Origin of the sequence: Kosakonia sp. R1.Fl (assembly GCF_023516815.1) — a bacterium.
In the GTDB taxonomy this organism is placed as follows: domain Bacteria; phylum Pseudomonadota; class Gammaproteobacteria; order Enterobacterales; family Enterobacteriaceae; genus Kosakonia.
The window spans coordinates 2,755,185-2,776,689 of the sequence record NZ_JAMGSQ010000001.1 but is presented as its reverse complement, the minus strand read 5'-3'; the positions used below and the strand labels follow the sequence as shown (position 1 = coordinate 2,776,689).

Here is a 21,505-nt window from a genome sequence, read left to right as displayed (position 1 = left end):
TAACAACTTTGCGTAATACTACGCTGCGAAGTATGACGCCGTGAAGCCTGTTTTATGGCAAACGCCTTAATGCTGCCCTGGTGCTTTGATGCCCAACCAGTCCATCATACCCTGTGCGGCGTGGCGCCCCTCCGCCATCGCGGTCACCACCAGATCGGCACCGCGTACCGCATCGCCCCCGGCAAAAATTTTCGGATTACTGGTCTGGTAGCGATACTGGCTTTCGACACTGGCGGCAATGCGCCCCCAGTCATCAACGCGCACACCGTGGCGCTCCAGCCACGGCATCGAATGCGGGTTAAAACCAAACGCCATGATCACCGCATCAGCAGGCATAACAAACTCACTGCCTTCAATTGGCACCGGACGGCGGCGGCCTTTAGCATCCGGCTCGCCGAGCTGTGTGCGCAGCAAGCGAATGCCGCAAACTTTGCCGCTCTTATCCTGCTCAAGGTTGACCGGCTGGACGTTGAACTCAAACTCAGCCCCTTCATCCCGCGCATTTTTCACCTCTTTCTTCGAGCCGGGCATGTTGGCTTCGTCGCGACGGTAGGCGCAGGTCACTTTGCTCGCGCCATGACGCAGTGCGGTACGGACACAGTCCATTGCCGTATCGCCGCCGCCAAGCACCACGACATTGCGCCCCCTGGTGTTGATAAACGGCTCGTCGGCGCTGTCCGGCAGCCCCATTAACTGGCGGGTGTTGGCAATCAGGAACGGCAGCGCATCATAAACGCCCGGAGCGTCTTCATTTGGCAACCCGGCTTTCATGGAACGGTAAGTGCCAACGCCCACAAACACCGCGTCGTAATCGCTGAGCAGCGTCTCCAGCGCGATGTCTTTACCAATTTCACAATTGAGTTCGAAGCGAATGCCCATCGCGCTGAAAATTTCACGACGGCGCGCCAGCAGCGATTTATCCAGTTTAAAAGCGGGGATGCCAAAGGTGAGCAAACCGCCGATTTCCGGGTGGCGATCGAACACCGTGGCGCTCACGCCGTGGCGAGCAAGCACGTCCGCACAGGCGAGGCCAGCCGGGCCAGCACCGATAATCGCGATACGTTTATCCACCGCCGCAACCTGCTGTAAATCGGGCTGCCAGCCCTGCGCCAGCGCCTGATCGGAGATATAGCGCTCAATATTGCCGATCGTGACCGCACCATACTCATCGCGTACCGTACATGCCCCCTCGCACAGCCGGTCTTGCGGGCAGACGCGACCGGTGATCTCCGGTAAGCAGTTAGTTTGATGCGAAAGTTCGACCGCAGCCGCAATATCGCCCTCTTTTACCCGCTCGATCCACTGCGGAATATGGTTATGCAGCGGGCAGGTCCATTCGCAAATGCTGTGGTCGCCGCACTTCAGGCAGCGCTCCGCTTCACGACTGGCCTGATCGGCGCGAAACGGCAGATAGATTTCATCAAAACCGTTTTTACGCGCCGCCAGTGGCAGTTTACCTGGCTCACCGCGCGGCGGCGTTTTGCGCATCTGCCGCACTTTGCGGTCGTTAAAGGCGGGAGTCAGCGCCGCGACACTGTGCCACGGCTGCGCTTCATGGCTGGCGGTACGCAGACGGCGAGATTTAGCAAGCCCCGCAAGCGCGTCGCTGTTCACCAGTTGTAGCGCATCGGCCGGGCAATTCTGCGCGCAGGCCGGGCCTTCCGCCCTGCCCTGGCAGAGATCGCATTTGTGCGCGGTGGCTTTTACCAGCCCGTCGCCAATTGGCGTGACCAGCACCTGCATGGTGCCAAACGGGCAAGCCACGACGCAGGATTTACAGCCAATACACTTTTGTTGATTGACCTGAATCGCCTCATCAACGCGGCTGATTGCGCCATTCGGGCAACTGCGGGCACAGGGCGCAGCTTCACAGTGGTGGCAGGTCACCGCGCTGCGGTGTTGCTGATGTTTAACCACGGTGATCCGTGGGTGAAAATGGTCGGCGCTTAACACATGTTGCTCATTATTGTGCGCCATCACACACGCGACTTCGCAGGCACGACATCCTATACATTGCTGGCTATTCGCCATAATAAAACGATTCATGGCACCCTTCTTTTCTGGTTTAATAAACCCTATTTTTTATATGAGCATTGTATTTACCGGGGCAGCACGACACAGGCAATGTTCAATTGCCCAGAAAGGTTATCTATTTGTCACGAGCTTGTAGCAGATCAATTTATTTCAGGATTTCTGAAAAATTATTTCATTCGATGGGCGTTCAGGCCGATGTTTCCTGTACGTAACATCAGGATTGGGAAGCGCTGCAGTGATAGTCAAAAAACCTGTTTCAGGAAGCCTGGCCAGAGCCTTTTTCTCTCTTGTTTTACTGTCGCTGCTCTCCACCGGAGTGGCACTCGTCACGCTTGCCAGCAGCCTGCGGGATGCGGAAGCCATTAATATAGCCGGGTCGCTGCGTATGCAGAGTTACCGTCTTGGTTACGAGCTGCAAAAACAGACCGCCGAGCTACAACCCCACCGCCAGATTTACCAGCAGACACTGAACTCTCCCGTATTACAAACCCTGAACCACTGGTACGTTCCGCAGGAAGTGCAGCAACGTTATGGGCAATTGCACGAAAACTGGCGCCAGATGGAAAAACATCTGATTCAGGGCGACCAGCAGTGGTACGAGCAAAATATCCAGGCTTATGTCGGGCAAATTGATTTGTTCGTGCTGGCGCTCCAGCACTATGCCGAACGCAAGATGATGCTGGTAGTCGCTATTTCGCTGCTGGGCGCAGCAGGGATTTTCACGCTGGTGTTTTTTACGCTGCGCCGTATTCGCCAGCGGGTCGTCAAACCGCTTAATAACCTGGTCGCCACCTGCCAGCGGATCCAGCAAGGGCAGTTTTCCTTGCTGCCGCTCGATAACAAACTGGATAACGAACTGGGTTTACTGGCTTCAACGTTCGACAGAATGTCCGGTCAACTGTTTAAGCTCTACCGCTCGCTGGAAACGTCGGTGGCGGAAAAAACCCGCGATCTGCACGAAGCCAACAGCCGCCTGGAAGTGATGTACCAGTGCTCGCAGGCGCTCAACACCAGCCAGATTGACGCTCTTTGTCTGCACCATGTGTTGCAGATCGTCTACGACCATCAGGCAGCCTGCTTCCTGGAACTGGTTGTCGATGACAACTGGCGGATCCAGCAAGGGGAGCTTAACCCCGCACTGCCGGTGAACAGCTTGCCGGTAAATATGCAGGAGAACGTGCTGGGCGAGCTGCGCTGGCAAAGCCAGCAGCAGCCGCTCTCCGCGCCGCTGATGTGCAATATTGCCACCATTCTTGGACGCGGGCTCTATATCAACCAGGCGCAGAAACATTACCAGCAATTAATGCTGATGGAAGAACGCGCCACCATCGCCCGCGAGCTGCACGATTCACTGGCGCAGATGCTCTCCTATCTGCGTATCCAACTGGCGCTGCTTAAACGCGCCGTGCCGGACGATAACGCCCCGGCACATCTGATTATCGACGACTTTTCGCGCGGTCTGAACAACGCCTGGCAGCAGTTGCGTGAGCTGCTCACCACGTTCCGCCTCTCTTTACAGCAAAGTTCGCTACCCGCCGCGCTGCGTGAAGCACTGGATGTCTTGCAGAGCCAGACCAGCGCGAAGCTGAATCTGGATTGCCGTTTACCCACCCAGGCACTGGATGCGCAACAGCAAATGAACGTCTTACAAATTGTGCGTGAAGCGGTCATCAACGCGATTAAACATGCGCAGGCCAGCGAAATCACCGTCAGTTGTGTGACCGATCCTGACGGGCTGCACTCGGTCTACATTCGTGATAACGGCATCGGTATGAACAGTACGCAGGAGCCCGCCGGACATTACGGGTTGACGATCATGCGCGAGCGCGCCGAGCGTCTTGGCGGTGTGCTGGAAATTGTCTCACCGCCGGGCAGCGGCACGCAGGTGCAGTTTCGTTTTCCGTTATCGGTCAGCGCGGAGCGTCAATAAGTGTAAAGAATTTAAAGTAAAATGATTTTGTGCAGGAGGAAATTTTGCTTAAGTGTGGTTATGCATAGTTATGCCTTAATCAGGCATGATAATTTACATTTTCTCCTTTTTTTCTCCACGATTGGTTTCTGCATTGCCGCTACATTGATGCAAGCAATGTCACTATAACGATGCGCAGCAATATGAGGTTTTATTTCTGATGGCGAATTTTTTTATTGATCGCCCCATTTTTGCGTGGGTGCTGGCGATCCTGATCTGTCTTACGGGGACACTTGCCATTATTTCTTTACCCGTCGAACAATATCCCGATTTAGCCCCGCCTAACGTCCGCATTACCGCTAACTACCCTGGCGCATCGGCGCAAACCCTGGAAAATACCGTTACTCAGGTTATCGAGCAGAATATGACCGGCCTCGATAATTTAATGTATATGTCCTCGCAAAGCAGCGCCACCGGGCAGGCGACGGTCACCCTCAATTTCAGCGCCGGTACCGATCCTGATGAGGCCGTACAGCAGGTACAAAACCAGCTGCAATCGGCGATGCGTAAACTTCCGCAGGCCGTGCAAAACCAGGGCGTCACGGTGCGTAAAACCGGTGATACCAACATTTTAACCATCGCGTTTGTCTCCACCGACGGTTCGATGGATAAACAAGATATCTCCGACTACGTGGCGAGTAATATTCAGGATCCGATTAGCCGCGTAAACGGCGTAGGCGATATTGACGCCTACGGTTCGCAATATTCCATGCGTATCTGGCTCGATCCTGCGAAGCTCAACAGTTACCAGCTCACCGCCTCGGACGTCACCACTGCCATTTCATCGCAGAACGCGCAAATCGCCGTCGGGCAGCTTGGCGGAACGCCTTCTGTTGATCGCCAGGCGTTAAACGCCACTATCAATGCGCAGTCACTTTTACAAACGCCGGAACAGTTTCGCAATATTACGCTGCGCGTGAATCAGGACGGTTCAGAAGTGCGTCTTGGCGACGTGGCGACGGTGGAACTGGGCGCAGAGAAATATGACTACCTGAGCCGTTTTAACGGTAATCCCGCGTCCGGGCTGGGGGTGAAGCTGGCCTCCGGCGCTAACGAAATGGCGACGGCAGAGCTTGTGATTAATCGCTTAAACGAGCTGGCACCTTTTTTCCCGCACGGTCTGGAATATAAAGTCGCTTACGAAACCACCTCGTTTGTTAAAGCCTCGATTATCGATGTGGTGAAAACCCTGCTCGAAGCTATCGCGCTGGTGTTTCTGGTGATGTACCTGTTCCTGCAAAATTTCCGCGCCACGCTGATCCCCACTATCGCCGTGCCCGTCGTGCTGCTTGGCACATTCGCCGTGCTCTACGCATTCGGCTACAGCATTAACACCCTGACCATGTTCGCCATGGTGCTTGCCATCGGTCTGCTGGTGGATGATGCGATTGTGGTGGTGGAAAACGTCGAACGCATCATGACCGAAGAAGGGCTGTCGCCCAGGGAAGCGACGCGTAAATCAATGGGGCAAATCCAGGGCGCGCTGGTGGGGATTGCGATGGTGCTGTCGGCGGTATTTGTACCGATGGCGTTCTTTGGCGGCACCACCGGCGCGATTTATCGCCAGTTTTCCATCACCATTGTTTCGGCGATGGTGCTTTCTGTGCTGGTGGCGATGATCCTCACACCGGCGTTATGCGCCACGCTGCTCAAGCCGCTGCATAAAGGTGAGCTGCACGGGCAGAAAGGCTTTTTCGGCGCTTTTAACCGCATTTTCAACCGTAATGCCGATCGTTATGAAACCGCCGTTGGTAAAATTCTGCACCGCAGCCTGCGCTGGATTTTGCTCTATGTGCTGCTGATTGGCGGCATGGTGTTGCTGTTCCTGCGTCTGCCAACGTCGTTTCTGCCGCTGGAAGACCGGGGCATGTTTACCACATCCGTGCAGTTGCCGAGTGGTGCAACGCAACAGCAGACGCTGAAAGTGGTGCAGAAAGTCGAAGACTATTTCTTCACCCACGAGAAAGCGAATGTTGAATCGGTGTTTGCTACCGTCGGCTCCGGCCCCGGTGGTAACGGGCAGAACGTGGCGCGTTTGTTTATCCGCCTGAAAGACTGGGAAGCCCGCGACCCGAACAGCGGTAGCGCGTTTGCCATTATCGAACGCGCCACCAAAGCGTTTAGCCGCATCAGTGAAGCCCGCGTTTTCGCCAGCAGCCCGCCCGCTATCAGCGGCATGGGGAGTTCGGCCGGTTTTGATATGGAATTGCAGGATCACGCCGGTGCAGGCCACGATGCTCTGATGGCCGCGCGTAATCAGTTGATTGAAATGGCGGCGAAAGATCCGGCGCTGACCCGCGTTCGCCATAACGGCCTTGATGACAGCGCCCAGTTGCAAATCGATATCGATCAGCGCAAAGCGCAGGCGCTGGGTGTGTCGATTGATGATATTAACAACACGCTGAAAACCGCCTGGGGTTCCAGCTACGTGAATGACTTTATGGATCGCGGTCGCGTGAAAAAAGTCTACGTACAAGCTGCGGCGAAATACCGCATGTTGCCGGACGATATCAATCTCTGGTATGTGCGAAATAGCAGCGGTGGAATGGTGCCGTTCTCCGCGTTTGCTACTTCGCGCTGGGAAACCGGCTCGCCGCGCCTTGAGCGCTACAACGGTTATGCCGCAGTGGAGATTGTCGGTGAATCCGCCCCCGGCGTCAGCACCGGTACGGCGATGGATGTGATGGAAAAACTGGTTAGCCAGTTGCCTACCGGTTTTGGTCTGGAGTGGACCGCCATGTCTTACCAGGAACGTCTTTCCGGCGCGCAGGCACCGGCGTTATATGCGGTCTCCCTGCTGGTCGTATTCCTGTGCCTTGCAGCGCTGTATGAGAGCTGGTCTGTGCCGTTCTCGGTGATGCTGGTGGTGCCGCTTGGCGTGATTGGCGCGCTGCTGGCAACCTGGATGCGCGGGCTGGAGAACGATGTCTACTTCCAGGTCGGGCTGTTGACGGTCATAGGCCTGTCGGCGAAAAACGCGATACTCATTGTTGAGTTTGCCAATGATATGAATGCGAAAGGCGAAGATTTGCTGGTCTCCACACTGCATGCGTGCCGTCAGCGTTTGCGGCCGATCCTGATGACCTCGCTGGCGTTCGTTTTCGGTGTGCTGCCAATGGCAACCAGCACCGGTGCGGGCTCCGGCAGCCAGCATGCGGTGGGTACCGGTGTGATGGGCGGGATGATTTCCGCCACCGTGCTGGCGATTTTCTTTGTGCCGCTGTTCTTCGTGCTGGTGCGTCGCCGTTTCCCGCTCAAAGCGCGCGCGCAGTAATTTCTGCATAACAAAAAGGCGACCTGCTGGTCGCCTTTTTCATGTGTCGGTTCACATTGTTATTTATTAAGCCGTCACTGCTTAATCGTCCGTCAGGAAATTATTTACGAAGCATGCCTTCGATAAAGTCTTTCCAGTTCCCCAGTTCATGTTCAATCATAACTACCTCTCTTATTATTCTGGCAATTCTACTTAAACCCGTAACAACATTGAAGAGATGTTAATCAATTGCTTCAATCGCTATTAGCGGGGTACTTTTAATGCTTGTGATAACTATGAGCCGATGTCATGTCATTTACTGTGAATAACGGCAATATTCCATAAAAACTTTAGGGCCAAATGAAATGACGATCACATTGTTCGATAAATCAGCAATTGAAGCGGTGGACTGGCTGGCGTTAACGGCGCTGATTGCCGCAGGCGGACTCAATGAGCGCGACCCGCTACAGGTCGAGCAAGCGTGGCGCAACAGCACCTTCTGCTGGTTCGGCTACCATAACGGGAAACTGGTCGCCACGGCGCGTGCTATCAGCGATCTGACATGGGCCAGCTATGTTGCGGATATTGTGGTCGCGCCAGAAATGCAGGGCCGCGGTTATGGAAAACAGCTAATGTCTGACATTGTCAGAACATTATTACCGTTCGGCAAAACTTTTATTTATTCCGTACCGGAAAAGACCGGATTTTATCAACAATATGGTTTCCGTTTTTTAACCACAGGCATGGTATGCGCAACACCTGAAAGTTTATTCAAACTGGAACAGAGTGGTTATATCCGCTGACATTTGCTTATCAGACTAATCACAGGCAAATTAAAATCCATTATTCTAATTTCTTGCACAAGTAACCAAAAATGAGACAAAAGGATTCACCATGATCACCATGTACGGCATTAAAAACTGCGACACCATTAAAAAAGCGCGCCGCTGGCTCGAAGCGCAGCGGGTGGAATACCGTTTCCATGATTACCGCGCAGACGGTATTCATGCAGATTTACTGCGTACATTTGTTGATGAACTCGGCTGGGAAGCGCTGTTAAACACCCGTGGCACCACCTGGCGTAAGCTGGATGAAGCCCAGCGCGCCACCATCACCAGTGATGATGCCGCCATCGCGTTGATGCTTGAAATGCCTGCAATTATCAAACGCCCATTGCTCTGCGCGCCGGGTAAGCCTATGCTGCTGGGTTTCAATGAATCCAGTTATGAGACGTTTATTAACGAGGTGTAGTTTATGTCGTGCCCGGTTATTGAGCTGACACAGCAGCTTATTCGTCGCCCTTCTCTGAGCCCCAATGATGCAGGATGCCAGGCGCTGATGATTGAACGTCTGCGCGCTATCGGTTTTACCATTGAGCCGATGGATTTTGGCGACACGCAAAACTTCTGGGCATGGCGCGGGCAAGGCGAAACGCTGGCCTTCGCTGGCCATACGGATGTGGTACCGGCTGGCGATGCCGACCGCTGGATCAATCCGCCTTTTGAACCGACCATCCGTGACGGCATGCTGTTTGGCCGCGGCGCGGCAGACATGAAAGGTTCGCTGGCGGCGATGGTCGTCGCCGCCGAGCGTTTTGTCGCCCAGCATCCGCAGCATAAAGGCCGTCTGGCATTTCTTATCACCTCTGACGAAGAGGCCAGCGCCACCAACGGCACCGTTAAAGTGGTCGACGCACTGATGGCGCGTAATGAACGGCTGGATTACTGCCTGGTCGGCGAGCCTTCCAGTACGGAAGTGGTGGGCGATGTGGTAAAAAATGGTCGCCGTGGTTCAATGACCTGCAATCTGACGATTCATGGTGTTCAGGGGCATGTTGCCTATCCGCACCTGGCGGATAACCCGGTGCACCGCGCCGCGCCAATGCTCAATGAGCTGGTGGCGATCCAGTGGGATCACGGCAACGAATACTTTCCGCCGACCAGCATGCAGATTGCCAATATCAAAGCCGGAACCGGTAGCAACAACGTTATCCCTGGCGATCTGTTTGTGCAGTTCAACTTCCGCTTCAGTACCGAGCTGACCGACGAGATGATCAAAGCTCATGTGCAGGCGTTACTGGATAAACATCAGTTGCGTTACAGCGTGGAGTGGTGGGTTTCCGGGCAGCCTTTCCTGACGGGGCGCGGCAAGTTGGTGGATGCGGTGGTTAATGCCATTGAGCACTATAATGAAATCAAACCGCAGTTGTTAACCACCGGCGGCACGTCAGATGGCCGTTTTATCGCGTGTATGGGCGCGCAAGTGGTTGAACTTGGGCCGGTGAACGCCACCATTCACAAGATCAACGAATGTGTGAACGCGGCGGATTTGCAACTGCTTGCCCGTATGTATCAACGCATTATGGAACAACTCATCGCCTGATGGCCTGGAGGATGACATGGACTGGCTGGCAAAATATTGGTGGATTCTGGTACTGGTTTTTTTACTTGGCGTACTGATTAATGTGATCAAAGACCTGAGCCGGGTCGATCACAAAAAATTCCTCGCTAACAAGCCGGATCTGCCACCGCATCGTGATTTCAACGACAAGTGGGACGACGATGACGACTGGCCGAAACAGGATCAGCCGAAAAAGTAAGCCTCACATAATTCACCCCCTATCGGGGGTGAATTTTTTGCTCATAAAAACTCAATAATATCGTCGTTATTCGGCTTGCCGCCGCTTAACGCTTCATCGAAATAGTGCTTCGGCACGGTGTAGCGCAAATGTTTGAGCGCCAGCTCAATACTGCGATCATCAATGGCATGGCCCAAATCGTCGACAATATCCAGCGTGATATCGCCGCCCAGCGTTTGCACTGCTTCCTGCGCCTTCACCGCCCAGGCCAAATCGATAACCCGGTCTTCACCGCCGTGAATCAGGTGAATGGTCTGCGCCGTAGAAACCGCCTGCGGCAGCGTGGCATAACGCCCGTTGAAGGCAATGACACGCGAAGCGAGATCCGGCTGCGCTTTCAGCCCTTCCAGCGCCATAATCGCCCCCTGCGAAAAGCCAATCAGCGCCGTGGCTAACGCATTTACGCCGCTTTGCTGCTGCCAGTAGCGCACAACGTCAATAAATTGCGGCATTACAGCATCAATGCGTTGCTGACGATTTTCTTCCGTCACGCCTGCCACGGAAAACCACTGGCGGGCGGGTGGTGCACCGCAGGCTTCGACGCCGCCAATACTGACGATCAGCGCATCGGGAAAGTGCGGTGCAAACCAGCTGCCGATTTGTCCCATGGAGACCGGGTTATCGCCAACGCCATGAAACAACAGCAGTAATTGTTTTGCCGGGGATGGCGGACTTTGTACAACGAAATGGTCATGTTTCATGGTTGTCTCCTTAAATCGTTAAGTGCAGTTTACGCCCGGGAGCCATAATGACCATGCCATTTAACTGAATGAGTTAGTTAAAAAAATTGCAGTTTCTGCACCTGTGTTTTCAGATTGAGTACGCGATCAGCATCCAGTTGCAAGAGCGCCTGTTCACACTCCCGGCGCTGAGATAACAGCAGCGCTTTACGCCCGCTCAGCGATAAACGCTGGCATAACGCCTGTTCGCTTTCGCCATTGCTTACCTGTCCTCGCAGTGCCGACAATGGCAAATCCGTGTACGCCAACAAACGGCATAACGCGCCATAAGCCGCCGAAAGAGGTCGATGCGCGAAGGCAAAACCGGCCAGCTCCAGCCAGTCCTCTTCACTAAGCGTAGTCGACTGAACAACAGGCAGAGACAATGTTTCCTCGCGCCAGTCGGCAAGCCAGGGCAGATCGCGCGCCAGCCGGGTCTGTTCCCGCACCCGCAAGGCTTCGCCAGCCGCCGTCAGCGGGAGTATCGCCATGGCGGTAAAACAGCCGCTGCTCGCTTCGCGATGGCTGCCAAGGCGCACCAGCGAAAAACCGCCGCGCTGCCAGAAGCGCCATAATTCTGGCGTATAGCCAAAACTGACGGAGAGGTAATCACACCCCGTTGTATGCGCTCGCGCATGGGCGATGAGCGCACTGCCAATCCCCGTACGCTGGCAAAAAGGATGCACAGCAATGCGGCTGATGCGCCGCCCGCGCAGGGTTGCCGCCAGCGGGCTACCGCCGTGCGCGGCCAGCGATTGCGCGACCAGGTTACCACGCGGGCGACGAAAACCCGCCCACACCGCCTGGCTAAGCCCGGCACTTAACCCACCCTCTTCCACCAGCCAGAGCGCGGCAACCGCCGTTTTTGCCCGGCAAGCCTGCCAGAAATGCTGCCCTGGCGCATCCATCATGCGTCGCAGATCGAGCGGTGACGTGCGGTAATGGGCGCTCGCCAGTAGACGATAAATCGCCGCCGGGATCGCCGGTGCCTCTCGCCAGGCCTGCGCCGGTAGTGGTTGCATGGTGATGTCACCTCTCGGCGGTTCCGCGACAGGTTCATCGTCAAACAACAACAGAGCGCTAATTACCTGCTCCAGCGGGCAGCCCTGCGCCCAGCGCAGCGGCGTAGAGAGCGTGTAATGGCGTAACTGCGGAAACCCGGCGCAGAACTTCAGCAAAAACCCCTGCCCGGTGCCTTCGTAACCCTGTACGGTGGTGGTGAGCAATGCGCGAGGGAAAGCGGAAACCAGCGCATGCAGCAGCGGACCAGGCATGGCAGCCGCTTCATCCACCACCAGCCAGCCGGGTTGTGTTCCCTGCGCCGTTATTTGCTGGAGTAACGCATCCGGGGCAATAAAGTTGAACCGCTCCCCGGCGTAGTGCGCCAGCACATCGGTGGCGGCGCGCGCAGGTGCGGTAACCGTGACAGGCTCAGATATGCGGGCAATATGCATCCCCGCCAGCGCCGATTTTCCTCGCCCGCGCGGTGCCGTCACCACCGCGACACCTGGCGGCATGTGCTGAAGTTGCGCGAGGATCTGCGCCTGCTCGCGCTCGGGTGCACCAGTTGCCGCGTGCCATTCAGGCCGGGAAGGAAAATCCGGAAGAGAAAAAGGTGACGTTTGCTGCCACACCACGGTTTGTGGATCGTCACGGAGCGTACGGCAAAAGTGATCAATAAAAATCGGGGTCGGGATCGGCTCGGCGGTGTCGCTCCAGCGCAGGCTGTCTGCATCCGGCTGCTGCGGCCACAGCGCGAACGGCGGTGTGAGCAACACCAGCCAGCTACCGGCCGTGAGCGTCCCGCCAAGCGCGGCAAACGCGGCGACATCGAATCCTTCACGCGCATCGAACACGGCATGATGGAATTCCCGCCCGAGCAAAGTAGTTAATGCGCGAGGTTGAATGTGTTGTGGCCAGCCGCTGTTTTCACCGACCCACAGCCAGTCGCCGGGAAGCAAGTCGCGCAGTGTGCTCGCCTGCGCCTCACTCCACGCAGGCTGACCGGCAATCACCAGCAAGCGACGGATCCCTTCCTGCGCCATGCGGGCGCTCAGTTCAATCAGTTGTTGCATCACGAGATGATTACAGCTGCCCGCTGAATGTATTGCACTGCGCCGGATCGCCGCTGTCCATGCCGCGTTTGAACCAGGTGTAACGCTGTGTCGAAGTGCCATGCGTGAAACTGTCCGGGAATGCGACGCCCTGGCTGCGCTGCTGTAAGCGATCATCACCAATGGCTTGCGCAGCGTTTAACGCCTCTTCGACATCGCCCGGCTCCAGCACACCCTGCTGCTCCATGCTGTGGCCCCAGACGCCCGCATAACAATCGGCCTGCAACTCCATGCGCACCGACAAGGCATTTGCCTGCTGTTGTGTGGCGTTTTGTTGCAGGCCGCGCACTTTAGCTTCCGTTCCCAGAAGTTTTTGCACGTGATGACCGACTTCATGCGCAATCACATACCCCTGGGCGAAATCGCCGCCCGCACCGAGCTTGTTTTTCATCTCATCGTAAAAAGAGAGATCGATATAAATTTTGCTGTCCGCCGGGCAGTAAAACGGCCCCATAATGGATTGCCCGGTACCGCAACCGGTATGGGTGCTGCCACGGTACATTACCAGCGTCGGCTGTTGATAATGTTGACCCATTTTTTCAAACAGCTGGCCCCAGGTCTCTTCGGTGGTGGCGAAAATAACGCGGGTAAAATGCGCAGACTCATCCTCGTGCGGGTTCGCGGCGCGCTGTTGTTGCGTGGGAGAGCTAACCGGTTGCCCGGTCAGTAAACTGGTGAGATCAACACCGTAATAGCTCGCGACGATCACCACAAACAGCAGGATTATCCCACCCTTGCCACCCGGTAAACGAAACCCCGGCCCGCGCATCGACGGCCCACCCGACTCATTACGTCGGTCTTCTACGTTGTCACTCTCTCGACGGCCTTGCCAGCGCATAACTACCTCACTATCCCAATGATGGACTCAGTGTATATATGATCGTAGGCGCAGAGGGAAGGATTAGCACAGGAAAAAAGTGAGGAAATCCGGAGGATGCAGGCATCCTCCGGAAGTAACGCGAGGTGAAGATCAGTCCAGTTTCACGCCAAGACGGTGCGCCACGGCTTCATAGGCTTCAATCAGGCCGCCAAGGCTCTGACGGAAACGGTCTTTGTCCATTTTATCCAGCGTCTCTTTATCCCACAGGCGGCTGCCGTCCGGGGAGAATTCATCGCCGAGTACCACTTCACCTTTAAACAGGCCAAATTCCAGTTTGAAATCAACGAGGATCAAACCGGCGTCATCAAACAATTTGCTCAGCACGTCGTTGGCCTTGTAGGTCAGCTCTTTCATGCGCGCCAGATTTTCTTTGTTCACCCAGCCGAAGGTTTCGCAGTAGGATTCGTTCACCATCGGATCGTGCATCGCATCGTTTTTGAGGAACATATCAAACAGCGGAGGATTCAGTTCAATGCCCTCTTCAATGCCCAGACGTTTCACCAGCGAGCCTGCCGCACGGTTACGAATCACGCACTCTACCGGCACCATATCCAGTTTTTTCACCAGACATTCGGTATCTGAAAGCAGCGCTTCCATCTGGGTCGGGATACCCGCTTCTTGCAGCTTGGTCATAATGAAATGGTTGAACTTGTTGTTCACCATGCCCTTACGATCGAACTGTTCAATGCGCGCGCCATCCCCTGCTGACGTATCGTTACGGAATTCGAGCACCAACAGGTCCGGGTTTTCCGTACTGTACACGGTCTTCGCTTTGCCGCGATACAACTCAGCTTGCTTTTGCATCTTCATTACTCCAGGTGTGATTACAAGGCTAATTTGGCTATTTTACGCCGACGCACACGTTTGCGTCACCATAATAAAAAAAGGCCGGAACATCCGGCCCTGAGGATTATCGGTTAAACGCCGCCTGGAAGGCTGCGACTAACGCGTCGTTCTGCGATTGTGTCAGCGTGTGGCCTTTCGGATCGATGAACTGGAGGCTGCTGCGGTTATCCAGATCGCCGACCTGCAGTTTATAGTCGCCGGAGGCCAGACCCGGATCGCGCGCGCCCAGTTCCTGCCAGCTGCTGTCAGACAGCGGCTTGTAGGTCACGGCAATGCTGCCCGTTGAGCGGGTGCTGTCGGTCACTTTCATGCCCACTTTTTCCAGCACGGACGGCAGACGCTGCCACACCACGTTAAACGGACCACGCACCACCAGCATCGGCAGACCGGTATCATCGGCAGCGCTCTGGACATTCAGCGTAGAGACGCTGCGGTTTTCCGCCGCGTTTTGCGCGTCCGTTGCGGTTTTATCCAGACCGGAGGAGATCACGTTCAGCATTTCGGTGCTGTAACGCTGCAGCGATGCGGCGTCCGCAACCGGTTTGCCCGCCTGTTCCAGATTCACCAGCTTGACGACAACCGCCTGCTGGTAACCCTGCGGTTTCACCGAGATTTGATAACGACCACGATACTGCTGATCTTCATCCAGACGGTTCCAGTCAACCCAACCAGTGGTCAGGGTTTGCGTGGCATCGTCACGTTTGTCGATGCTGTAGTTTTTCCCCTGAAGAATGCTGACGACCTGCGGCCACAGCGTGCTGTTGCGACCGTTTTCGACCATCAACGTCGCGGTGTCACCGGTAAACTGGGTGCGCGCACCGCTCACCAGCGCCAGCGGCTGAGCTGGCGGACGAATGTCCAGCGCTTTACCTACTGCGCCACTGCCGTTAGCAACAGGAATGGTGTAATCACCGTTTTGCACCGGAAGGATCATCCCTGCGGGCGCGTGAAGTTCAGCAAGCGGAGCCGCATCCAGATAGGATTCGTCACCGCTAACCTGACGCTTATAACGTGAATCGGAACTGCAGGCGGCGAGCAACATCACAAGTGAAACACCCGCTACCTTCGCCAGGCGCGACTTCTGTACTGAGTAAGCCATCAAATCTCCCTAAACTTTACAGCAGACCAGCATGCTTAAGCGCAGTGCGGACAACGTCACGACCGTGGTCGGTGATGGGCGTCATCGGCAGACGCAGCGTGTCGGTTGCTACAAGCCCCAACTCCATACATGCCCATTTGACCGGGATTGGATTGGGTTCGACAAATAGTTTGTTATGTAACGGCATCAAACGCTGGTTGATCACGCGTGCTTCGGCGTAATTCCCCTCGGCCGCCAGTTTGCACATGTCAGCCATATCACGCGCCGCCACGTTGCTGGTCACGGAAATCACACCGTCACCGCCGAGCTGCATAAAGTCCAGCGCGGTGGCATCGTCGCCGCTCAGCAGAATAAAGTCGTCTGAAACCAGCTCTTTGATCTGGTGAACACGACTTAAGTTCCCGGTCGCTTCCTTAATACCGATAATATTTTTAATTTTCGCCAGGCGACCCACGGTTTCCGGCAGCATATCGCAGCCGGTACGCGACGGCACATTATACAGAATTTGCGGCAGGTCAGTATGTTCGGCGATGGCTTTAAAATGCTGGAACAGCCCTTCCTGAGTCGGGCGGTTATAGTAAGGCGTAACGGTCAGGCAACCCACCACGCCGCTGTCGTTGAAACACTGGGTCAGGCTGATGGCTTCTGCGGTAGCGTTCGCGCCCGTCCCGGCAATCACAGGGATGCGCCCGTCGGCCAGTTCAACCGTCATCTTCACCACGTCGGCATGTTCATCATGGCTCAGCGTGGCGGATTCACCGGTAGTCCCTACCGAAACGATCGCCGTGGTTCCGTTGGCGACATGGTAATCAATCAGTTTTTTCAGGCTTGACCGGCAGACTTTACCTTGCGAATCCATCGGCGTGATAAGCGCGACAATACTTCCCGTGAACATGGGCCATCCTCTGTGCGAACAAGATTCTCAATGGTACGTGCGGTGCCGTCAGAAAAGCAAGAGACCTGAGGCTCTGTGGCGGTTGTATGCCGGTTTTTTTTATGCTTTCCTTATGATTACCTCACGTTTGACAGGAAGCTCAGGTTTGACAACCTCATCACAACACTTTTTGGTTATCACTGCGCTGGGGGCCGACAGGCCTGGCATTGTGAACACGATCACACGCCACGTCAGCAGCTGCGGCTGTAATATCGAAGACAGCCGTCTGGCGATGCTGGGGGAAGAGTTCACGTTTATAATGCTGCTTTCGGGTTCGTGGAACGCCATCACGCTTATCGAATCGACGTTGCCGTTGAAAGGCGCCGAGCTGGATTTGCTGATTGTGATGAAGCGCACCGATGCCCGTCCGCGTCCTGATATGCCAGCCACCGTGTGGGTGCAGGTTGAAGTCCCCGATTCGCCCCACCTGATTGAGCGTTTCACTGCGCTTTTCGACGCACACGACATGAATATTGCGGAGTTAGTCTCCCGTACACAGCCCGGTAATCTTACCGTTGCGCCAACGTTATTTATCCAGATAACCGCTCATAGCCCCGCGTCACAGGACGCGTCAAATATTGAGCAGGCGTTCAAAGCCCTATGTACAGAATTGAACGCGCAAGGCAGTATAAACATCGTCAACTATTCCCAGCATGATGAACAGGATGGAGTTAAGTAATGAATCCACTGAAAGCCGGTGATATCGCACCGAAATTTAGCTTGCCCGATCAAGACGGTGAACAAGTAAATTTGGCCGACTTCCAGGGACAGCGTGTTCTGGTCTATTTCTACCCGAAAGCCATGACACCAGGCTGTACTGTCCAGGCCTGTGGCCTGCGCGATAACATGGATGAGTTAAAGAAAGCGGGTGTGGAAGTGCTGGGTATCAGCACCGACAAACCAGAGAAACTTTCCCGCTTTGCCGAAAAAGAGCTGCTCAACTTTACGCTGCTCTCTGATGAAGACCACCAGGTCTGCGAGCAGTTTGGCGTCTGGGGTGAAAAAACCTTTATGGGGAAAACCTACGATGGCATCCACCGTATCAGCTTCCTCGTGGATGCTGACGGTAAAGTTGAACATGTGTTTGATGACTTCAAAACCAGCAATCACCACGACATCGTGGTTAACTGGCTGAAAGAGAACGCCTGACAGTAACGCACCTTTTCTCAGGGCGGCCCATTCTGGTACGCCCTTTCCTTTGCTTCGCCCTTCAGATATTTGACCACGATCACACTTCACGCCGTGATGTCGACACTTGTGCCGACAGGTTAATTTTCGCGCTGCACTGACCATCACTTTTGTTCGCCCCTCGATCCTCAAAAATACACAATCATTTGAAATTAAACGATTTATAACTTTGGCACAGCTTATGCTAAAGCAGGCTCAATGTTTTTACGTCGATTCCAGGGAGCCGAAATGAACCGCTTTGTGATTGCCGATCCCGAGTGGTGTATAGGATGCAATACCTGCCTTGCCGCCTGCTCGGATGTGCATAAAAGCCAGGGACTGCAACACCATCCCCGGCTGACACTCGTGCGCACCCCCAGCAAAACCGCGCCGATACTGTGCCGCCACTGTGACGACGCGCCATGCAAACAGGTGTGTCCGGTTAATGCCATTTCGTTTCGGGATGATGCCGTTTATCTCAACGAAACGCTGTGCATTGGCTGCAAACTATGTGGGCTGGTGTGTCCGTTCGGGGCGATCACGCCCGCCGGCAGCCGCCCGCTTAATATTCCCGCCCGTTATGAGCATCACATTGCCGAAGAACAATTACGCGATGTGCCCGGCAGTGCGCCCAACGATCACCCCTTTTTACGCTGGAACGCGGGGGTGCAAACCATCGCAGTGAAATGCGATCTCTGCGACTTTCTGCCCGAAGGCCCTGCCTGTGTACGGGCTTGCCCCACGCAGGCGCTGCATCTGGAAACGGAAAACACACTGCATAAACAGCTCAAGGCCCGTCGGGAGCTGGCCGCGCTGAGTTCAACCGATGTGACCTTCCCTCCTCTTCCCTCTTCGCCGGAGCAACGCTAATGGATGCCCTGCAATTATTGATGTGGTCAATCGTGGTGTACGTCGCCGGAGGCGTCCTGTCGTTGTTGCTTGCCCGCAGTCAGGAACTGGCGATCAACGTCGCCGGGATCGCCGCCATGCTCGGCGGCGTGCTGGGGATCGCCAGCGCCCTGAGCGCATTGCACGGCGGCGTGCCGCTGAGTTTTCAGGTTATTGGCCCGTTTGATTTCGCCCATTTCGTGGTACGCATGGATAGCCTGAGCGCTTTCATGGTGCTGGTGATTTCACTGCTGGTCACGCTGTGCGGGCTCTATTCACTGGCGTATGTGCGGGAATACATCGGCAAGGGTGCCGGGGCGATGGGCTTTTTTATGAACCTGTTTATCGCCTCAATGGTCGGTCTGGTGGTGATGGATAACGCGTTCTGGTTCATCGTGCTGTTTGAAATGATGTCCCTCGCCTCGTGGTTTTTGGTTATCACTGACCAGGATGAAGAGTCGATCCGCGCCGGGATGCTCTACTTCTTTATCGCCCACGCCGGGTCGGTACTGATTATGATCGCCTTCTTCCTGATGTGGCGGCAGAGCGGCAGCCTCGATTTCGCCAGTTTCCGCATGCTCACGCTTGAACCGGGCACCGCGTCAGCGGTCTTCTTGCTGGCCTTTTTCGGTTTTGGCGCCAAAGCCGGGATGTTGCCGCTGCACAGTTGGTTACCGCGCGCCCACCCGGCGGCACCGTCGCACGCGTCGGCGCTGATGTCGGGCGTGATGGTGAAAATTGGTATCTTCGGCATTATCAAAGTCGGTATCGACCTGCTCGGCCACAGCGGTATTCCATTGTGGTGGGGCGTGGTGGTGCTGGCTTTTGGCGCGGTGTCGTCGGTGCTTGGCGTGCTGTACGCGCTGGCGGAGCACGACATCAAACGCCTGCTGGCATGGCACACCGTCGAGAATATCGGCATCATTTTGCTGGGCGTCGGCGTCGGCATGGCGGGCATCGCCTTACATCAACCGGTGATTGCCGCTGTCGGCCTGCTCGGCGCGCTGTTTCATCTGCTTAACCACGCGCTGTTTAAAGGCCTGCTGTTTCTGGGCGCAGGCGCAATCATCTTTCGTCTGCATACCCGCGATATGGAAAAAATGGGGGCGCTCGGTAAACGGATGCCGTGGACAGCCGGCGCATTTCTGGTGGGCTGCCTTGCGATTTCCGCGATGCCGCCGCTGAACGGCTTTATCAGCGAGTGGTACACCTATCAGTCGCTGTTCTCCCTGACCCGCATTGACGCCATCATCCCGCGCCTCGCCGGCCCCATTGCCATTGTGATGCTGGCGATCACCGGTGCGCTGGCGGCAATGTGTTTTGTGAAAGTTTACGGCGTCAGTTTTTGCGGCAATGCCCGCAGTGAAAAAGCCGATCAGGCACGCGAAGTGCCGTGGCCGATGGTTGCCGCCATGTCCGTGCTGGCGCTGCTGTGCGTCGTGCTCGGCGTGGGCGCAAGCTGGGTGGCCCCGCAATTAATGCATATCGCGCTGAGCTTAACGCCACCAGCAGCGCTTGCCGCCGCTGAAGGCGCAACGCTTATCCCCGGAGATGCGCAGCAAGCGATGCTGACGCCTTCCACCGTGTTCCTGCTGTTACTGCTTTTGCCCCTCCTGCCCGGCGTGCTGTGGTTCCTCAACCGCCAGACGCGCGGCGCGTTTCGCCGCAGCGGCGATGCCTGGGCCTGCGGTTACGCGTGGGAAAAAGGCATGGCTCCTTCCGCAGGCAGCTTTACCCAGCCGCTGCGCGTGATGTTCGGCCCGCTTTACCAGCTACGTAAACAGCTCGATCCGGCTCAGCCTTTACAGCGCAGCCTGGGCGGTATTACGCAGGCGGCAACACGCACGGAGCCGTTCTGGGACGAGAAAATCATTCGCCCGCTGGTCAGCTCAACGCAGCGCGTGGCCCGCGTGGTGCAGTACCTGCAAAGCGGCGATTTCCGGCTCTACTGCCTGTATGTGATTGCCGCGCTGGTGATCCTGCTGCTGACGATCGCGCTGTGAGGAGGAGACAACAATGTTAGAACAGACATCTGCGTGGTCACTCGGGCTATTTGCCCTCTGCCAGGCAGCCCTATTGCTGGCGCTGACGCCGCTGTTTACCGGCGTTTCCCGGCAAATCCGCGCCCGCATGCACTCGCGAAAAGGGCCGGGGATCTGGCAGGATTATCGCGACTTACAAAAGCTGCTGAAACGCCAGGCTGTCGCGCCGGCTTCCTCCGGCCTGATGTTTCGCGCCATGCCGTGGGTGTTGCTCAGCAGCATGCTGCTGGTGGCGATGACGCTGCCGCTGTTTATCCGCACCGCGCCGTTTGCCGGCGCGGGCGACTTAATCACCCTGATTTATCTCTTTGCCCTGTTCCGTTTCTTCTTTGCCCTTTCCGGGCTGGATACCGGCAGCCCCTTCTCCGGCCTCGGCGCCAGCCGCGAGCTGACGCTGGGAATTCTGGTGGAGCCGATGCTGATCCTTTCGCTGCTGGTGCTGGCGTTACTGGCGGGATCCACCCAAATCAGCGCCATCAGCAACACGCTGGCGGCGGGCTGGATGTCACCGGTCGCCACCTTTTTAGCGCTGCTGGCTTGCGGGTTCGCCTGTTTTATTGAGATGGGCAAAATCCCGTTCGACGTCGCGGAAGCGGAGCAGGAGTTGCAGGAAGGCCCGCTGACCGAATACTCCGGTGCCGGTCTGGCGCTGGTGAAATGGGGCGTCGGCCTGAAACAGGTGGTGATGGCCTCGCTGTTTCTGGCGCTGTTTTTCCCCTTCGGTAATGCCGTCACGCTCAGCGCGGGCGCGATGGCGCTGTCGCTGGTGATCACGCTGCTGAAACTGCTGGTGGTGTTCGTGCTGGCGTCGGTGGTGGAAAACTCGCTGGCGCGCGGGCGCTTTTTGCTGACGCACCGCCTGACCTGGCTCGGCTTCAGTCTGGCTGCGCTGTCCTATGTCCTCTGGTTAACCGGTTTGTAA

At 56.0% G+C, this 21,505-nt stretch carries 19 protein-coding genes; 11 read left to right on the top strand and 8 right to left on the bottom strand.

Features of this window, described 5'->3' with window-relative positions; all coding sequences use genetic code 11:
- Positions 1-66 precede the first annotated feature (66 nt).
- On the bottom strand, positions 67-2,046 hold the full coding sequence (aegA, locus tag M8Q36_RS13005) for a formate-dependent uric acid utilization protein AegA (RefSeq protein WP_249881158.1): 1,980 nt from the start codon (positions 2,044-2,046) through the stop codon (positions 67-69).
- Positions 2,047-2,269: 223 nt separating this feature from the next.
- On the opposite strand from aegA, the gene narQ reads away from it, so the two are divergent.
- Positions 2,270-3,964, top strand: a complete 1,695-nt coding sequence (gene narQ / locus M8Q36_RS13000) for a nitrate/nitrite two-component system sensor histidine kinase NarQ (RefSeq protein WP_249881157.1) — start codon at positions 2,270-2,272, stop codon at positions 3,962-3,964.
- 199 nt (positions 3,965-4,163) lie between these two features.
- Positions 4,164-7,277, top strand: a complete 3,114-nt coding sequence (gene acrD, locus M8Q36_RS12995; RefSeq protein ID WP_249881156.1) for a multidrug efflux RND transporter permease AcrD — start codon at positions 4,164-4,166, stop codon at positions 7,275-7,277.
- A gap of 100 nt (positions 7,278-7,377) precedes the next feature.
- Here acrD and ypfM read toward each other — a convergent pair whose 3' ends face one another.
- Positions 7,378-7,437: a protein YpfM gene (gene ypfM, locus M8Q36_RS12990; protein WP_100181659.1), complete on the bottom strand. Its 60-nt coding sequence runs from the start codon at positions 7,435-7,437 to the stop codon at positions 7,378-7,380.
- 184 nt (positions 7,438-7,621) lie between these two features.
- Here ypfM and M8Q36_RS12985 point away from each other — a divergent pair, with 184 nt between their 5' ends.
- From M8Q36_RS12985 to M8Q36_RS12970, 4 genes are all read left to right on the top strand, one after another.
- Positions 7,622-8,059 carry a GNAT family N-acetyltransferase gene (locus M8Q36_RS12985; protein WP_249881155.1) on the top strand — a complete coding sequence of 146 codons (438 nt, stop codon included), beginning with the start codon at positions 7,622-7,624 and terminating at the stop codon, positions 8,057-8,059.
- A 91-nt stretch (positions 8,060-8,150) separates the two neighbouring features.
- Complete coding sequence (locus M8Q36_RS12980; RefSeq protein WP_249881154.1) at positions 8,151-8,507, top strand: ArsC family reductase; 357 nt, start codon at positions 8,151-8,153, stop codon at positions 8,505-8,507.
- Between the two features lie 3 nt (positions 8,508-8,510).
- Positions 8,511-9,638, top strand: a complete 1,128-nt coding sequence (gene dapE / locus M8Q36_RS12975) for a succinyl-diaminopimelate desuccinylase (RefSeq protein WP_249881153.1) — start codon at positions 8,511-8,513, stop codon at positions 9,636-9,638.
- Positions 9,639-9,654: 16 nt separating this feature from the next.
- Complete coding sequence (locus M8Q36_RS12970; protein ID WP_017458940.1) at positions 9,655-9,855, top strand: YpfN family protein; 201 nt, start codon at positions 9,655-9,657, stop codon at positions 9,853-9,855.
- Between the two features lie 41 nt (positions 9,856-9,896).
- Here M8Q36_RS12970 and ypfH read toward each other — a convergent pair whose 3' ends face one another.
- The 6 genes from ypfH to dapA all read right to left on the bottom strand — a co-directional run bounded on the left by ypfH (position 9,897) and on the right by dapA (position 16,447).
- Positions 9,897-10,595 carry an esterase gene (ypfH, locus tag M8Q36_RS12965; protein ID WP_249881152.1) on the bottom strand — a complete coding sequence of 233 codons (699 nt, stop codon included), beginning with the start codon at positions 10,593-10,595 and terminating at the stop codon, positions 9,897-9,899.
- A gap of 77 nt (positions 10,596-10,672) precedes the next feature.
- Positions 10,673-12,688, bottom strand: a complete 2,016-nt coding sequence (locus tag M8Q36_RS12960) for a tRNA(Met) cytidine acetyltransferase TmcA (protein WP_249881151.1) — start codon at positions 12,686-12,688, stop codon at positions 10,673-10,675.
- Positions 12,689-12,698: 10 nt separating this feature from the next.
- Positions 12,699-13,565 carry a KPN_02809 family neutral zinc metallopeptidase gene (ypfJ, locus tag M8Q36_RS12955; RefSeq protein ID WP_249881150.1) on the bottom strand — a complete coding sequence of 289 codons (867 nt, stop codon included), beginning with the start codon at positions 13,563-13,565 and terminating at the stop codon, positions 12,699-12,701.
- Between the two features lie 132 nt (positions 13,566-13,697).
- Complete coding sequence (purC, locus tag M8Q36_RS12950) at positions 13,698-14,411, bottom strand: phosphoribosylaminoimidazolesuccinocarboxamide synthase (protein ID WP_017458944.1); 714 nt, start codon at positions 14,409-14,411, stop codon at positions 13,698-13,700.
- Between the two features lie 106 nt (positions 14,412-14,517).
- Entirely contained in the window at positions 14,518-15,552 is a 1,035-nt protein-coding gene (gene bamC, locus M8Q36_RS12945) for an outer membrane protein assembly factor BamC (protein ID WP_020454676.1), read from the bottom strand.
- Between the two features lie 16 nt (positions 15,553-15,568).
- Positions 15,569-16,447 carry a 4-hydroxy-tetrahydrodipicolinate synthase gene (gene dapA, locus M8Q36_RS12940; RefSeq protein ID WP_045510336.1) on the bottom strand — a complete coding sequence of 293 codons (879 nt, stop codon included), beginning with the start codon at positions 16,445-16,447 and terminating at the stop codon, positions 15,569-15,571.
- A 145-nt stretch (positions 16,448-16,592) separates the two neighbouring features.
- Between dapA and M8Q36_RS12935 the strand changes: the two genes are divergently transcribed.
- From M8Q36_RS12935 to M8Q36_RS12915, 5 genes are all read left to right on the top strand, one after another.
- Positions 16,593-17,165, top strand: a complete 573-nt coding sequence (locus M8Q36_RS12935; protein WP_208616137.1) for a glycine cleavage system transcriptional repressor — start codon at positions 16,593-16,595, stop codon at positions 17,163-17,165.
- Positions 17,165-17,635, top strand: a complete 471-nt coding sequence (gene bcp, locus M8Q36_RS12930; RefSeq protein ID WP_020454679.1) for a thioredoxin-dependent thiol peroxidase — start codon at positions 17,165-17,167, stop codon at positions 17,633-17,635. The genes M8Q36_RS12935 and bcp overlap by 1 nt, the downstream gene beginning before the upstream one ends.
- Before the next feature lie 267 nt (positions 17,636-17,902).
- On the top strand, positions 17,903-18,523 hold the full coding sequence (locus tag M8Q36_RS12925) for a 4Fe-4S dicluster domain-containing protein (protein ID WP_249882772.1): 621 nt from the start codon (positions 17,903-17,905) through the stop codon (positions 18,521-18,523).
- Entirely contained in the window at positions 18,523-20,544 is a 2,022-nt protein-coding gene (hyfB, locus tag M8Q36_RS12920) for a hydrogenase 4 subunit B (protein ID WP_249881149.1), read from the top strand. The genes M8Q36_RS12925 and hyfB overlap by 1 nt, the downstream gene beginning before the upstream one ends.
- A 13-nt stretch (positions 20,545-20,557) precedes the next feature.
- On the top strand, positions 20,558-21,505 hold the full coding sequence (locus M8Q36_RS12915) for a respiratory chain complex I subunit 1 family protein (protein WP_249881148.1): 948 nt from the start codon (positions 20,558-20,560) through the stop codon (positions 21,503-21,505).

Bases quoted from the DNA above. Each gene is read 5' to 3' on its own strand.
- dapE (WP_249881153.1), top strand. From the start codon at position 8,511: ATGTCGTGCCCGGTTATTGAGCTGACACAGCAGCTTATTCGTCGCCCT.
- M8Q36_RS12970 (WP_017458940.1), top strand. From the start codon at position 9,655: ATGGACTGGCTGGCAAAATATTGGTGGATTCTGGTACTGGTTTTTTTA.
- purC (WP_017458944.1), bottom strand. From the start codon at position 14,411: ATGCAAAAGCAAGCTGAGTTGTATCGCGGCAAAGCGAAGACCGTGTAC.
- M8Q36_RS12980 (WP_249881154.1), top strand. From the start codon at position 8,151: ATGATCACCATGTACGGCATTAAAAACTGCGACACCATTAAAAAAGCG.
- dapA (WP_045510336.1), bottom strand. From the start codon at position 16,447: ATGTTCACGGGAAGTATTGTCGCGCTTATCACGCCGATGGATTCGCAA.
- ypfJ (WP_249881150.1), bottom strand. From the start codon at position 13,565: ATGCGCTGGCAAGGCCGTCGAGAGAGTGACAACGTAGAAGACCGACGT.
- M8Q36_RS12960 (WP_249881151.1), bottom strand. From the start codon at position 12,688: ATGCAACAACTGATTGAACTGAGCGCCCGCATGGCGCAGGAAGGGATC.
- bcp (WP_020454679.1), top strand. From the start codon at position 17,165: ATGAATCCACTGAAAGCCGGTGATATCGCACCGAAATTTAGCTTGCCC.
- bamC (WP_020454676.1), bottom strand. From the start codon at position 15,552: ATGGCTTACTCAGTACAGAAGTCGCGCCTGGCGAAGGTAGCGGGTGTT.
- ypfH (WP_249881152.1), bottom strand. From the start codon at position 10,595: ATGAAACATGACCATTTCGTTGTACAAAGTCCGCCATCCCCGGCAAAA.
- M8Q36_RS12925 (WP_249882772.1), top strand. From the start codon at position 17,903: ATGAACCGCTTTGTGATTGCCGATCCCGAGTGGTGTATAGGATGCAAT.
- aegA (WP_249881158.1), bottom strand. From the start codon at position 2,046: ATGAATCGTTTTATTATGGCGAATAGCCAGCAATGTATAGGATGTCGT.
- M8Q36_RS12985 (WP_249881155.1), top strand. From the start codon at position 7,622: ATGACGATCACATTGTTCGATAAATCAGCAATTGAAGCGGTGGACTGG.
- M8Q36_RS12915 (WP_249881148.1), top strand. From the start codon at position 20,558: ATGTTAGAACAGACATCTGCGTGGTCACTCGGGCTATTTGCCCTCTGC.
- acrD (WP_249881156.1), top strand. From the start codon at position 4,164: ATGGCGAATTTTTTTATTGATCGCCCCATTTTTGCGTGGGTGCTGGCG.
- hyfB (WP_249881149.1), top strand. From the start codon at position 18,523: ATGGATGCCCTGCAATTATTGATGTGGTCAATCGTGGTGTACGTCGCC.